Origin of the sequence: Cellulosimicrobium sp. 22598, assembly GCF_052044445.1 — a bacterium.
In the GTDB taxonomy this organism is placed as follows: Bacteria; Actinomycetota; Actinomycetes; order Actinomycetales; family Cellulomonadaceae; genus Cellulosimicrobium; species Cellulosimicrobium cellulans_G.
Genome location: NZ_JBQEMZ010000030.1, coordinates 14,998 through 27,995 on the forward strand (window position 1 = coordinate 14,998; position 12,998 = coordinate 27,995).

Below are 12,998 nucleotides of genomic sequence, written 5' to 3' on the forward strand. Positions count from 1 at the left end.
CGCTCGCGCTGGGGAGCGACCCCGGGTTCGGCGTGTCAGGTCGACGGCTCGTCGAGCGGCTCGACGACGATGCCGCCGAAGCGGGCTTCGCGTGCCCGGTGCTCGACGCCGCCGATCCAGACGCGGCCGTCCCGGACCGCGTCGGAGGCGGGGGAGCGGTCGAGGTAGTGCGCCTGGTAGCCGCCGCCGAAGTCCACGTTGGACAGCGAGACCGCGCGCCCGGCCTCGTCGGTGACGTCACGCTCGCACCACGTGCACACGTGCCGCGGGTAGCGGGGGTTCCAGCGGACGAGCGTCCCGCACAGCGGGCAGAACTGCGTGCGCACCGGCTCGGCGCCGGTCGGCTCGAGCGCGCCCGAACGGACGAGGCCGGCCTGCGCGGTGTGCCGAGCGAGCGCGGTGAGCTGGCGCCCGGCGATCCCGGGCCAGCCGTGGACGGCGGTCGCCCACTCGTACGGCACGGCCCGGGCTCCGTAGCACGCACCGAGCAGGGCGCCGGCGATGGCCGCGACCGTGTCCGTGTCGCCGCCGATCGAGACGGCGGCCTGGAGCGCGGCCACGAGGTGGTCGCGGTGGGCGAACGTCGAGCCCTGCGGCGCGGAGGTCGTCGCGATGGCGTGCCACGCCGCCTGGAGCGCGGTGACGGTGAAGCCGTTCTGCCGCAGGTCGGCCGTGGGCCGCGCGCGCTCGGCGTCAGCGATCCACGCCGACCAGCGCGCCGCGGCGTCCGGGTCGAGGAGGTCCAGCCCCGCGCGCACGTCGAGCCGCTGCTCGGTCACCGCGACCCGCACCGCCTCCGACCAGAGCACGCACGACTCGGCAGCGAGCGGGTCGGTGTGCGTGATCTCCGCGACGGCCCGCGCCGCGCGGGCGGTCGCGTCCCGGTCGTCCAGGGCCACCAGCCCGACGACGCCCGTGCGCATGAGCGCGCCGTTCCCGGCCGTGCGTCCGGTCGCCGCGTGCAGCGCGGCCGACGCCTCGCGCAGGCGCCTCGCGGCGGGTCCCCGGCGGGCGGCGGCGTCGCGCAGCACGGCGGCGGTCTGCGTCCCGACGTCGGTCGCGCCCCCGGTCCGCCACGCCTCGAACGCGGCGGCGACCTCGTCGAGCGGGGTCGCGCCGAACGCGTCCGGGACGGGGGAGAGCACGTCGCGGGCGGCCGTGACCCGCGCGACGCACACCGACATCTGCGTGTCGTCGCTCCACTCGCCCGGCGCGTACGGGCCGAGACCGCCACCGCGCATGACCGCGACCGACTCTGGCTGGCCCGGGCCGGGCGGCTGCGCGAACTCGTACGGGACCCCGAGCGCGTCGCCCGCCGCCTGGGCGAGCAGCACGCCCGACGCGCGGTCGAGGAGGGAGAAGCCGAGCGGGTCGAGGGGTTCGCGGGCGGGCGGGGGCGGCGTCGTCGTCACGGCGTGATCGTGCCACGATGAGCGGCATGACGACGACGCCCGACGACCTCGCCGCCCTGATCGCCTCCGTCGAGGCGGACGAGCGCGACCTCGTGCTCCGCACCTTCACGCACGACGACGCCTGGCGTCTCGGCTGCCTGCTCGTCGAGCTCGCCGACGAGCGCGACCTGCCCGTGACGATCGACGTCCGCAAGGGACCGCAGCAGGTGTTCCACGCGGCGCGCGAGGGCACGACCCCGGACAACGACTCCTGGGTCGAGCGCAAGGTGCGGGTCGTCGAGCGGTTCGGGGCGTCGTCGTACCTCGTGGGCCTGCGCGCCCGCGCGAAGGGGACGACGTTCGCCGACCAGCACCAGCTCCCGCTGCAGGAGTACGCCGCCCACGGCGGAGCGTTCCCGGTGCGTGTCGAGGGCGTCGGGATCGTCGGGGTCGTGACCGTGTCCGGGCTCGCCCAGGGCGACGACCACGCGCTGGTCACCGAGGCCCTGCGGTCGTTCCTCGGCTGAGCCGGGCAGACGGACGGGGCCGGCACCCGAAGGTGCCGGCCCCGTCCGTGGTCCGGGCGCGCAGGGGCGGGCGCGACCGGGGTCGGAGCGCCGGCGCGACGTCGTCCGCCGCGCCGGCGGTGCGGCGTCAGGCCGCGCGCGTGACCTCGATGCGCTGGGGAGCGCGGCCGGCGAACACGCCGGCGACCGTCACGGTGAGCACGCCCGCGTCGTAGGACGCCCGGACGGCGTCGGCGTCCGCGGTCTTCGGCAGGGTGACGGTGCGGCGGAACGCGCCGAACCGCACCTCGCGGACGCGGCGGCCGGCCGGGGCGACCTCGGCCGCCTCGTCGGCGCCGGTCTCGTCCGTGCCCGACTCGGGCTGCTCCCTGTCGGCCGCCTCGGTCGTCTCCGCCGCGGGGGCCTCGACGACGCGCTGGTCGCGACGCTCGCCGCGGACGACGAGGCGACGACCCTCGAGCTCGACGGTCACGTCCCGCTCCGGGTCGACGCCCGGCAGGTCGAAGCGGGCGACGAGGTCGTCGCCCTCGCGGTAGACGTCCGCGGCGGGCGCGTAGCCCGTCCGCGCGACGGGCGCACCCGCGGGCCGCGCCCAGAGCTGGCGCACGACGCGCTCGGTGGGCAGCGGGCGGAACGGCGCCACGGTGTAGGTGCTGATCATGGTGGTCCTCCAGGTCTGTCGTGCCACGGTCGGCCCGTGGCGTCCTGACCTGTCCAACCTTGAGCGTGCCCGGCTCAGTCCCGCGTTCGCGGACGACGAACGACGCCGCGCCTGACCCGCTCCGCCCGACCCGCGGGCGTCAGCAGAGCGCGACGTGCTGCCACGGCCCCCACGCCGCGGACGACGGCGTCTCGCCCTGCGTCCACCACCGCGCCTGCCACAGGCTCCCGCCCTGCAGCGCCCGGTCGCCGCCGACGTAGACCGTCGTCGCGGACCATCCGGCGAGCGACGGGTCGTCGCACGCCGCGGGGTGCTCGGGCTCCGGCGTCGGGGTGTCCGTCGGGTCGGGGTCCGGCTCGTCGGTCGGGTCGGGCGTGGGCTGCTCCGTCGGGTCGGGCGTCGGGGTGCCGCCGCCCGTGGCCGTCACGGGGACGCCGGGGTTCACGAGCCCGTCCCCGCCGACGACCGTGTTGTCGTCCGTCACCGTGACCGGGCAGGTCACGGGGTCGTGCACCGTCACCTCGATCGCGTACCGGCCGCTGCCCGTCGCGCCCGTGAGGTCGGCGTGGTTGCCGCGGAACACGGTGCCGCAGCCCCACCCAGGGGACTGCTGGTGCGTCTGGAACCCGGACTTCGTCGTGACCGTCCCGACGTTGTCCTCGACGACGTAGTCGTTGCCCTTCACGTCGACCCACGAGTCGTCGTAGTTCGCCCCCGTGAGCCCGTCGCCGACGAACGTGTTGCCCGCGATCCGGCCGCCCGTCGTCCCCTCCTTGACGTCGACGTTCTCCCCGCGCACGAGCGGGCCGATGGTGTTGTCGAGGATCTGCACGTGGTCCGACCGGTCGGAGTAGTCGTTCGCCGAGCCGACGTAGACCCCCTCGCCCATGCCGCGCAGGTTCTGGCCGGTGTCGTGGATGGTCGACCCGCGCACGATCCCGTACGAGCTCGACGACCGGAAGTGGATGCCCTCCATGTCGAGGTCGTGCACCGTGACGGCGTCGATCGTCACGTGGTCGGACGAGTCGACCATGATGCCCTTCTGCGCGTGCTGGACGGTGATGCCCTGCACCGTCCAGTGGTCGGCGTCGGTGAGGTGCAGGACGTTGCCGCCCCCGCTCGACGTGCGCAGCACGGCCGCGGCGCTCCCGCGCAGCACGACGGGGTCGCTCGCCGTCCCCGCCCGGCCCGTGACCTTGAAGTTGCCGACGTACGTCCCGTCCGCCAGCTCGATCGTCTGGCCCGGCGCAGCGGCGCCGAGCGCAGCGCGCAGCTCGTTCGCGGTGGCGACGTGCACGACGGCGTCGCTCGCCACCGCGCTCGTCGCGCCGGCAGGCGCCCCGGCGAGCACGGCGCAGACTCCGACGACCAGCCCGACGAGCGCCGTGAGGCCGCGACGGGGCCGGGCCGGAGCCGGAGCCGAGGCCGGGGCCGGGTGCAGGGCCGGGAGCGAGTGGGCGGCGTCGCCGCGTGCGGTGCGGGGCATGGGCCGACGGTGCCGCCGCACCCGCTGCAGGTCAACGGTCGGTGGCCGATCGTGTGGTTCTCCCGCACCGGCGTACGGGGATTCCCTACCGCTCCGTAGCGCGTCGGTCGGCGCGGCACGCACGCGTCGGACGCCGGGACCCGGTGGGTCCGCTCACCCGCGGCGCGCGGTGCGCCGGGCCTTGCGGGCGGCCGCGGCGCGCTCCTCGGCGGCGTCGAGCCGCGCGTCGGCGTCGTCGAGCGACTCCTGGGCCGCTGCGACGGCGTCGCGCGCCTCGGCGAGCCGCGCGCGCAGGTCCTCGCGCTCGTCGGCGAGCCGGGCCAGCTCGTCCTCGACGCGCCCGAGCTCGTCCTCGACCTGCCCGACGGCGTCGCTCGCCGCGCGCACGCGCGTGTCCGCCTCGTCGCGCTCGGCCTCGATGCGGTCGACCTCGGCGGCCGTCTCCTCGACCTCCCGTTCCGCGGCCGCCACGGCGTCCTCCGCGGGGCTCTCCCCGTCGGCCGAGCCGGCGTCGGCCCGCGCGGACCGGGCTCCGCGCCCGCCGCGCGTCGTGCTCGTCCCCGGGTCCGCGGTCCCAGGCCCGCCCGGCCCCGCGGTGCCGCCGGTTCGCGCCCGCAGCTCGACGACGTCGGCGGGCTCGCCGCCCTCGTCGACGATCCCGAACCCGACGTGCTGCAGCGCCTGCGAGAGCCGCCCCGCGCGCACGAGCGCGCCCGCGTCCGGGTCCATGACGGCGGCGGTGAGCGTCTCCGCGAGCCGGTCGAGCGCCGTCGCGGAGACCGCCCGGCCGGCGACCTCGCCCGCGTCGCGCAGCTCGCCCACGACGCGCTCCACGCGCTCTCGCCGCAGCCGGTCGAGCGTGCGGATGCGTGTGCGGTCGCGGTCGGCCGTCGCGTCGCGGAGCTCGTCCCCGAGGCTGACGAGGGCGGCGACGTCGTCGGGTCGCTCGCGCGCGACCTGGTTGACGACCCACGCCGCCACGGTCGGCTTCGCGAGCCGCGCCACGCGCTCCGCACCCACGGCGTCCCCCGACGCCTTGATCTCCTTCGCCGCCGCGGTGCGGGCGACGACGAACTGCTCGAGCGGCAGCGCGAAGAGCCCGTCGACGAGCGCGTCGGCGTCGGTACCGGCGTCCGCCGGGGTGCCGGTGCCGGGCGAGGCGTGCGGGCTCATGACGCCCAGCGTCGCACCCCGGCGCCCGACGTGCGTCCGCTCGGCCCTCCCCGGGCGGCGAGCAGTGCCACGAGGGCTGCCTCGGTGACGACGGGGATGCCGTACCGCCGGGCCGTGCGGGCCTTCGTCGAGAGCGAGTCCGGATCGGCGGCGACGACGAGCCGGCTCCGGCGCGTCACGTAGGGCCAGGGCGAGAGGCCGGCGGCCCGCACGTCGCGCTCCCAGGCCTCGCGCGTGCGCGACATCGACCCGGTGAGCACGACCTCGTCGCCGTCGGCGAGCACGAACGCCGGGCGTGGCGCGACGGCGAGCTCGGCCGCGAGGCGCGCCCCGAGCGCCGCCTCGACGGCTCCCGCGACGTCGTCGGCGTCGAGGCCGAGCTGGCCGGCGACCTCGTGCAGCGCGGGGTCGTCGCGGACGGAGCCGCCGTCGTCGCGGTCGCCCGTGGCGGTTGCGCCGTCGAGGGCGTCGAGCTCCGCCCGGGCGAGGGCGGTCAGGTAGTCGCGGTGCAGGCCCTCGACCGCGGCCCGGTCCAGCCCGGCCCGCCGCGCCTCGGCGAGGAGCGCCGCACGCTCCGAGTGCGAGACGTAGCGGTCGAGGAGCGCGGCGTCGAGCAGCCGCAGGTAGGTCTCGGTGTCGACGTCCGGGCGCTCGGCCTGGGCGCGCGCGTCGCCCGCGCGGGTGCTCGGTGCCTCGTCGAGCCCGGCGAGCCAGTGCCCGCGGGCGCGGCTCGCGCCGCGCAGGACCGGCTCCACGCCGGGGAGCGAGGCGGGCAGCGACCACCGCACCCCGTCGGCCGCGGCGCGTGCCACGTCCCAGCACTCGTCGTCGGCCGCGACGTCGAGGTAGTACCCGAGCAGCCCCGCGGTGTCGCGCGCGTCGCCCAGGGCCGAGTGGACGCCGTCGTGCACGACGCCCACGGCCGCGCAGCACGCGGCGAGCGCGCGCGAGCCCGTGAGGTACCGGCCCGCGAGCTGCTGCGTGCACAGGCACGCGACGGGGTCGATCGCGGCCGCGATGCCCGCGCGCCCGATCTCCGCGCGCAGGAACCGTGTGTCGAACGCCGCGTTGTGGGCCACGAGGACGCGCCCGGCGAGCAGGCGCAGGAGCGCGGGGGCCACGCGGTCGAACGTCGGGGCGAGGGCGACGTCGGCCGCCGCGATGCCGTGCACGTGCTGGGGCCCCAGGTTGCGCTCGGGGTTGACCAGGGTGGACCACTCGTCCTCGACCCGGCCCGCGGCGTCGACCAGCACCACCGCGACCTCGGCGACCCGGTCGCCGAGACGCGGGGAGAACCCCGTGGTCTCGAGGTCGACGACGGCGAATCCGGGCACGGGCACAGTCTGCCCGACGCCGCCCACGCCTGGTCGCCACCCGGGCCGACCACAGCCGACCCGTGCGCGCCCAGGGGTTTCGCGCGTGGCCCCGTGGGCCTACGCTCGCGAGCACACGAGCCCTCGCAGCGTCGCGTCTCGTGTGCGACTCGGCCGGACCCCGACACGACCGGGGTCGGTCGGCGGGGGCCACTGTCGAGGAGGATGCGTGAGACCACGAACGATCGTCCCGTCTGCCGCCGCCGCGAGCCTCGTGCTCGCGGCTCTGACCGCAGCGCCCGTCGGCGCTGCCCCCGGAGGCGGCCTCCGCGCCGCCGACGGGCCTCCCCCGCTCGAGGACCTCGTCACCGGCGACGCGGTCATGCAGCGGCTCCAGGACTTCCAGGACATCGCGGACGCCAACGGCGGCAACCGCGCGATGGAGACGCCCGGCTACGAGGCGAGCGCCGTCTACGTCGAGGACGCCCTGCGGGCCGCGGGCTACGAGCCCGAGCGCCAGTACTTCACGTTCGAGGACCTGGTCACCGACGACCTGTCCCTCACCGCGGCCGGCGTCGAGGTGACGTCGGACGTGTACCCCGCCGAGTTCGCCCCCGACACCCCGGACGACGGCGTCACGGGCCCGATCGTCCAGCCCGCCGACGCGCTGGTCCAGGGCTGCACCGCCGACACCTGGGACGGGGTCGCGGTCGACGGCGCCGTCGCGCTGGTCAGCCGCGGGTCGTGCCCGTTCGCGGACAAGGCACGGTTCGCCGCGGAGGCCGGCGCCGCCGCCGTGATCCTCTACAACAACACCGACGGCGCGCTCAACCCGACCCTCGGCGAGGCCAGCGACGTCTGGGTCCCGACCGTCGGCATCACGCAGGCCGACGGCCAGGCGATCCTCGCGGCGATCGCGGGCGGTGCCGAGGCGGTCGCGACCTACGACCTGCAGACGCACGTCGAGGAGTTCGAGACGTTCAACGTGCTCGCCCAGACGCCGGGCGGTCGCGACCACAACGTCGTCATGGTCGGCGCGCACCTCGACGGCGTCGAGGACGGCCCGGGCATCAACGACAACGGCTCTGGGTCGGCCGCGATCCTGGAGGTCGCGGTCCAGCTCGCCGCCGCGACCGACGGCGGCCAGGACGTCGAGAACGCGGTCCGGTTCGCGTGGTGGGGCGCGGAGGAGGTCGGGCTGCGCGGCTCGACGCACTACGTGAGCGACCTCGTCGAGAACGACCCCGCGGCGCTCGACGACATCGCGACCTATCTCAACTTCGACATGGTCGGCTCGCCGAACTACATCATCGGCGTGTACGACGCGAACGAGTCGACGTACCCCGCGCCCGTCGAGGTGCCGCCGGGCTCGGCCGAGACCGAGGCGGTGTTCACCGACTACTTCGACGGCATCGACCAGGCGTGGGTCGACACCGAGTTCTCGGGCCGCTCCGACTACCAGGCGTTCATCGAGAACGGGATCCCGGCGTCCGGCCTGTTCACCGGGGCGGACGGCTCGAAGACGGCCGAGGAGGTCGCGCTGTTCGGCGGCACCGAGGGCATCTTCTACGACCCGAACTACCACTCGCCCGCGGACACGATCGACAACGTCGACGCGACCGCGCTCGACATCATGTCCCGCGCGATCGGGCACGCGGTCGCCTCGCTGTCCGAGGACACGTTCGCGATCAACGGCGTCGGCAACCCCCGCGTCGACGCGATCGAGGCGGAGGCGCGGTGCCTGAACGGCACCGCGTACGTCGCCGTCCGCGCGACCAACGGCGAGGACCAGCCCGTGTCGCTGCGCCTCGTGACGCCGTTCGGCCAGCGGGCGTTCGGCCAGGTCGCTCCGGACGCGAACGCGTACCAGTCGTTCTCCACCCGGTCGGCCTCGGTCGACGCGGGCACCGTGAGCGTCGTCGCGCGCCTCGCGGGCGGCGGGGAGAACCACGCGCAGACGTACGACGTCGCGTACGACGCGATCGCCTGCGGCTGACGCCGCGCGGATCGCACGACGGCGGGGCCGTCCTCCACGGGAGGGCGGCCCCGCCTGCGCCCCCACCAGGTCTACGCTGGCCCGCGGTGCGCCGTCGGGAGGCGCGACGGACAGGGGGTCACGTGGCGAAGGAACCGTTCCTCACGACGACGGACGACGAGCCGGGCGAGGGCCCCGACCTGCCCGGCACGACGTCGGGCGACGGGCGCAGCACCCTCGCACGGCTGCTCGGCGAGAAGCGCCTCCTGCGCGTCCCGGCGGTGCCGCGCCCCACGCTCCCGCGCCCCTCGTTCTCGCTGCCCGGCCCGCTCGGCCGGCGCGCTCGGGGCGACGTCGGGCAGCCGGCCGAGCAGCCCGGCACCCGGCCCGGCGAGCACCCGGTCGACCTGCTCGAGGGCGGACAGGCGGCCGTGCGCGGCGCCGTCGACCCGGGGGCCGACCATGGCACCGGACCGGACCTCGACGCCGCGCTGGAGGACGCGCTCGTCGAGGCGCTCGCGGCCGACGGTGCGGAGGCCGACGGCGGGACGGGCGCCGGTCCCGCCGACGACGGCGCGTTCGACGAGGTCGTCGCGGAGTGGGTGCGGCGCGCGATCGCCGCGTACCCGCGGCCGTCGTACCCGCTCGACCGCGAGTGGGACGTGTCGGTCCAGGGGGTCGTGCGGCTCGTCCCCTACGTGCCGCGGTTCGCGACGGCGCCGCTCGCGCTGCTCGACCGGTTCGGCGCGGTGACGATCGGCCCCCGGCGGGTGGGCCTCGACGGCAAGGACGTGGACTGGGAGCGCGTGGTCGAGGTGCGCACGGCGCCCGCGTGGACGTGCCTGTCGGCCGAGGCGCTGGAGGTGAACCTCGCGCAGTACGTCGTGGCGCTGCCCCCGCTGCCCGGCCGAGCGTGGGTCCTGCGGAAGATCAGCGAGCTCCTGCTCTCGCTCTACCTCGCCGTGCTCCCGCCGGACGCGGACGGCGACGACGTCGTCGCCGACGCCCAGGCCCTCCTCGGGACGGCCGGCGCCGAGGGAAGCGTCCCGGACCCGTCCGACGACGATGCGGAGGCCCCGGGCGCGGACGTCGCCGACACGGTCGCGGACGCGCCGTCGGACCCGATGTTCGACCGGGTGGTGACGCAGGTGGTCTACCGGCGGCGGTTCGGGACGGGCGAGGCGCAGGCGAGCACGACGAGCGTCCTGCTCCAGCTCGCGCTGCGCGGCGCCACGGACACGATCGTCCGCACGGCCGCCGAGCGCGGCGTCGAGGTCGTGCACGTGCGCGCCGAGGACACGAGCGTCGGGTCGGTCGTGGCGCGCGCGGCGACGTGGCGCCGCACGGCGCTCGACCTGCGCGAGCGGGTGGGCCGCCGACTCGGGCGCTGACGGCTACCTGTCGAGCGCCTCGAGGATCGGCGTGCCGCCCGCGGTGAACCGCACGAAGCGCCCGACGGTCGCCGGGGTGCGCACGGCCTGCGCGACGACCATCGCGACGTCTGCGCGCGACACCCGTGACGCGGCGCCGCTCGGGACGTCGTCGGCGCCGTCGAGCCCGTCGGGGCCGTCGCCGACGACGCGGATCGCGCCGGTCGGGCCGTCGTCGGTCAGCGTGCCGGGCCCGAGGATCGTCCAGTCGAGGTCGGTGCCGCGCAGGTGGTCGTCGGCGGCGAGCTTGGCGTCGGCGTAGGCGAAGAAGCTCGAGTCGGGGTCGACGCCGTGGTCGGGCACGGACCCGATCCACGACACCATGAGGTACCGGCTCACGCCGGCGGCGGAGGCGGCGTCCATCGAACGGCTCGCGGCGTCGCGGTCGACGGCGTAGGTGCGCTCCCGGTTCCCGCCGCCCGCCCCCGCGGACCACACGACGGCGTCGAACCCGCCGAGCGCGGCGGCGAGCTCGTCGACGGACGCGCTCTCGACGTCGAGCAGGAGCGGGTCGCCGCCCAGGCGCCGGACGAGCGGGAGCTGCTCCTCGGCGCGCACGATCCCCGTCACGGCGGCGCCGTGGTCGACGAGGATCGGGACGAGCAGCCGGCCCACCTTGCCGTGGGCACCGACGAGGGCGATCTTCATGCGGCGTGCTCCTGTCTGCGGGCGTCGAGATCGACCCGAGCGGCCGAGATCGACCCCCGGAGGGCCGATCTCGAGACCGTCAGGCCGATCTCGCGGTCTGGTCCCACGGTGCTCCCGCACCGGCCGCGCCGCCACCCGAGGGACTGGTCAGGGGCACTGGCGGGCGTTCGGGGCGGCGCCGAGGACGACCGTCTCCGACGCCCGGACGAGGTCGCCGCCCGTCGGGTCCTGCACGCAGACCGTCCAGCCGTTCGACGCGCCCGGCAGAGCGCCCGCCCGGGGGTCGCGTGCGTCGACGACCACCACCGTCACCGCGCCCCGCTGCTCCAGGTCGGCGCGCGCCTGCTTGAGCCTCGTCTCGACGAGGTTCGGCATCGGGAACGCGGGCTCGATCTCGACCGAGAGCTCGATGCCGTCGGACCCGCCCGGCGGGACCGGGCTGCCCGGCCCGGTCGTCGGGCCGTCGGTGGGGCCGGTCGTCGGGTCGCCGGTCGGCTCCCCGGTCGGCACCGTGGTCGGCCCGGCGGTGGGCGACGGCGTCGGGGTCCCGGGACCGCCCGGCACCCCCTCGACGCGGCAGCCAGCCAGCGCCGCCACCGCCACGGCCGCGAGCACGACGACGCGCGTCCGTCGCGGTACCGCCGTCGTGCGCGCACGCCCGACGCGGTGCGCCCCGTGCTCCTGGGAGATGTCCTTCTGCCGGCCCGTCGTCGTCGACGGTGCCGTCGTTCGTCCTGCCACCACACGTGCCCCCGTTGCCCCTGCGAACTTCCCTGCGTCTTCGAGGGTACGTGACGGTCGCCGCGCGTGCGGCCGGGGGAGGGGGCAGGGCCGGGTGATCCTCGAGCGCGGGTCAGCCGCGGCGCGGGGCCGTGCGCTTGGGCGGCCGCACGGTCGGGACGTCGCCGACGATGGGGATCGGCCGCCGGTGGAACGGGAAGCCGTAGCGCGTGACCAGGCCGGCGAGCGTCGTCAGCCGGTTGCGGGGCCCGATGAGCCCCATGATGTGGACGAACAACCACGCGAGCCACGCCACGCCCCGCGTGAGCCGCAGCCGCCCGACGACCTCCGCGATCGCCGCGCGCCGCCCGATGACCGCCATGGTGCCCTTGTCGAAGTAGCGCAGGGGCGTCGTCGGGCGCCCAGCGAGCAGCGCCTCGATGTTGCGCGCGACCTGAGCGCCCGACTGGATCGCCGGCTGCGCGAGCTGCGGCAGCCCCGCCGGGGAGATCGCGATGTCGCCGGCCGCGAAGACCCCGGGCAGACCCTCCACCTGCAGGTCGTCCCCGACGACGACGCGCCCGCCCTCGCCGCGCGGCAGACCCCAGTCGTCGACCTCCTCGTGCGGGTGGACGCCCGCCGACCAGACCGTGAGGTCGGACCGGATGCGCGTGCCGTCCGTGAGCACGACGGCATCCGGCAGCACCTCGGCGACCCCGGCCCCCAGGTGCAGGCCGACGCCGCGACGTCGCAGCTCCTCGGCGGCGTACCGGCGCAGCCTCGGGTCGAACGACTTGAGCACCTCGCCGCCGCGCTGGACGATCTTCACCTCGAACGCGTCGCCGTGGATCTCGGGGTACGCCGGGCGCAGCCCGGCGGTCCGCAGCTCGGCGAGCGCGCCCGCGACCTCGACGCCCGTCGCGCCGCCACCCACGACCACGACGCGCAGACCCTCGTCCGTCCCGGGGTTCGCCGCCGCCTTCTCGAGCCGGATGAAGAGCGTGTCGCGGATCTTCATCGCCTGCGACCGCGAGTACATGGGGAACGAGTTCTCCTTGGCGCCCGGGGTGCCGAAGAAGTTCGCCGTGACGCCGTTCGCGACGACGAGGAAGTCGTAGTCGACCCACTCGTCGTTGAGGAGCCGGATGCGGCGCGCCTCGTGGTCGATCCCGACGAGGTGCTCGTGCACGACCCGCACGTTCTTCTGCTTGAGCCGCAGCCCGCGCAGGAAGTACGTGACGTCACCCGGGTTCAGGCCGCCGGTCGCGACCTGGTAGAGCAACGGCTGGAACGTGTTGTAGACGCGGCGGTCCACGAGCGTCACGCGCACGGGCGCCTTCGCGAGCCCCTTGACGACGGCGAGGCCGGCGAACCCCGCACCGACCACCACGACGTGCGGCAGGGAGTCGGGGGCTGCTGCCGCACCAGGCGCAGCGGTGACGGGCTCGGGCACGGGGCCTCCTCGGGGCGACGGGGTGGGAGAGCGCCGGTGCCCGCCCGCCTGCGTCGCGGACGTCGCCGACGACGTCTGCCAGGTTACGGCGAACCCCGCCCCCGCGCCGAACAGGCGCCGCGACGCGCGGTAGAGCCGTGGTCCTGCCCGACGGCGGTCTGGTCACCTTGGGTGGTCGGGGTGGGTGGTGGTGCCGCGTCTACCATCCGCCGCTCGTTCCT

11 protein-coding genes are annotated in these 12,998 nt (G+C 76.2%); 3 read left to right on the forward strand and 8 right to left on the reverse strand.

Annotated elements, in window-relative coordinates:
* Positions 1-35: 35 nt before the first annotated feature.
* A complete protein-coding gene (locus tag ACTJIY_RS20355; protein ID WP_440675240.1) occupies positions 36-1,412 on the reverse strand; it encodes an ADP-ribosylglycohydrolase family protein in 1,377 nt (458 codons plus the stop codon).
* A 26-nt stretch (positions 1,413-1,438) separates the two neighbouring features.
* Between ACTJIY_RS20355 and ACTJIY_RS20360 the strand changes: the two genes are divergently transcribed.
* Positions 1,439-1,918: a heme-degrading domain-containing protein gene (locus ACTJIY_RS20360; protein ID WP_253054368.1), complete on the forward strand. Its 480-nt coding sequence runs from the start codon at positions 1,439-1,441 to the stop codon at positions 1,916-1,918.
* 127 nt (positions 1,919-2,045) lie between these two features.
* Here ACTJIY_RS20360 and ACTJIY_RS20365 read toward each other — a convergent pair whose 3' ends face one another.
* The 4 genes from ACTJIY_RS20365 to ACTJIY_RS20380 form a co-directional block, all read right to left on the reverse strand.
* On the reverse strand, positions 2,046-2,579 hold the full coding sequence (locus tag ACTJIY_RS20365; protein ID WP_440675239.1) for an Hsp20/alpha crystallin family protein: 534 nt from the start codon (positions 2,577-2,579) through the stop codon (positions 2,046-2,048).
* Positions 2,580-2,718: 139 nt separating this feature from the next.
* The gene (locus tag ACTJIY_RS20370) at positions 2,719-4,065 is read right to left on the reverse strand and encodes a right-handed parallel beta-helix repeat-containing protein (RefSeq protein WP_440675238.1); all 1,347 of its coding nucleotides are present in this window, start codon (positions 4,063-4,065) and stop codon (positions 2,719-2,721) included.
* Between the two features lie 153 nt (positions 4,066-4,218).
* Positions 4,219-5,238, reverse strand: coding sequence for a hypothetical protein (locus ACTJIY_RS20375; protein ID WP_440675237.1), 1,020 nt, complete (start codon positions 5,236-5,238; stop codon positions 4,219-4,221).
* Positions 5,235-6,572: an exonuclease domain-containing protein gene (locus ACTJIY_RS20380; protein ID WP_440675236.1), complete on the reverse strand. Its 1,338-nt coding sequence runs from the start codon at positions 6,570-6,572 to the stop codon at positions 5,235-5,237. Before ACTJIY_RS20380 ends, ACTJIY_RS20375 begins: the two co-directional genes overlap by 4 nt.
* 208 nt (positions 6,573-6,780) lie before the next feature.
* Between ACTJIY_RS20380 and ACTJIY_RS20385 the strand changes: the two genes are divergently transcribed.
* Positions 6,781-8,547: a M28 family peptidase gene (locus ACTJIY_RS20385; protein WP_253054357.1), complete on the forward strand. Its 1,767-nt coding sequence runs from the start codon at positions 6,781-6,783 to the stop codon at positions 8,545-8,547.
* A 122-nt stretch (positions 8,548-8,669) separates the two neighbouring features.
* On the forward strand, positions 8,670-9,917 hold the full coding sequence (locus ACTJIY_RS20390) for a hypothetical protein (RefSeq protein ID WP_440675235.1): 1,248 nt from the start codon (positions 8,670-8,672) through the stop codon (positions 9,915-9,917).
* A gap of 3 nt (positions 9,918-9,920) precedes the next feature.
* On the opposite strand, the gene ACTJIY_RS20395 is transcribed toward ACTJIY_RS20390, so the two are convergent.
* The 3 genes from ACTJIY_RS20395 to ACTJIY_RS20405 form a co-directional block, all read right to left on the reverse strand.
* Positions 9,921-10,604 (reverse strand): SDR family oxidoreductase, encoded by a 684-nt coding sequence (locus ACTJIY_RS20395; protein WP_253054353.1) that lies wholly within the window; start codon positions 10,602-10,604, stop codon positions 9,921-9,923.
* A gap of 147 nt (positions 10,605-10,751) precedes the next feature.
* A complete protein-coding gene (locus tag ACTJIY_RS20400) occupies positions 10,752-11,345 on the reverse strand; it encodes a hypothetical protein (protein ID WP_440675234.1) in 594 nt (197 codons plus the stop codon).
* A gap of 112 nt (positions 11,346-11,457) precedes the next feature.
* Positions 11,458-12,777 carry an NAD(P)/FAD-dependent oxidoreductase gene (locus ACTJIY_RS20405; RefSeq protein ID WP_440675233.1) on the reverse strand — a complete coding sequence of 440 codons (1,320 nt, stop codon included), beginning with the start codon at positions 12,775-12,777 and terminating at the stop codon, positions 11,458-11,460.
* Positions 12,778-12,998 lie beyond the last annotated feature (221 nt).

What these genes read in the sequence shown, in the direction of transcription:
- ACTJIY_RS20375 (WP_440675237.1), bottom strand. Translation starts at nt 5,238, where the DNA reads ATGAGCCCGCACGCCTCGCCCGGCACCGGCACCCCGGCGGACGCCGGT.
- ACTJIY_RS20365 (WP_440675239.1), bottom strand. Translation starts at nt 2,579, where the DNA reads ATGATCAGCACCTACACCGTGGCGCCGTTCCGCCCGCTGCCCACCGAG.
- ACTJIY_RS20360 (WP_253054368.1), top strand. Translation starts at nt 1,439, where the DNA reads ATGACGACGACGCCCGACGACCTCGCCGCCCTGATCGCCTCCGTCGAG.
- ACTJIY_RS20395 (WP_253054353.1), bottom strand. Translation starts at nt 10,604, where the DNA reads ATGAAGATCGCCCTCGTCGGTGCCCACGGCAAGGTGGGCCGGCTGCTC.
- ACTJIY_RS20370 (WP_440675238.1), bottom strand. Translation starts at nt 4,065, where the DNA reads ATGCCCCGCACCGCACGCGGCGACGCCGCCCACTCGCTCCCGGCCCTG.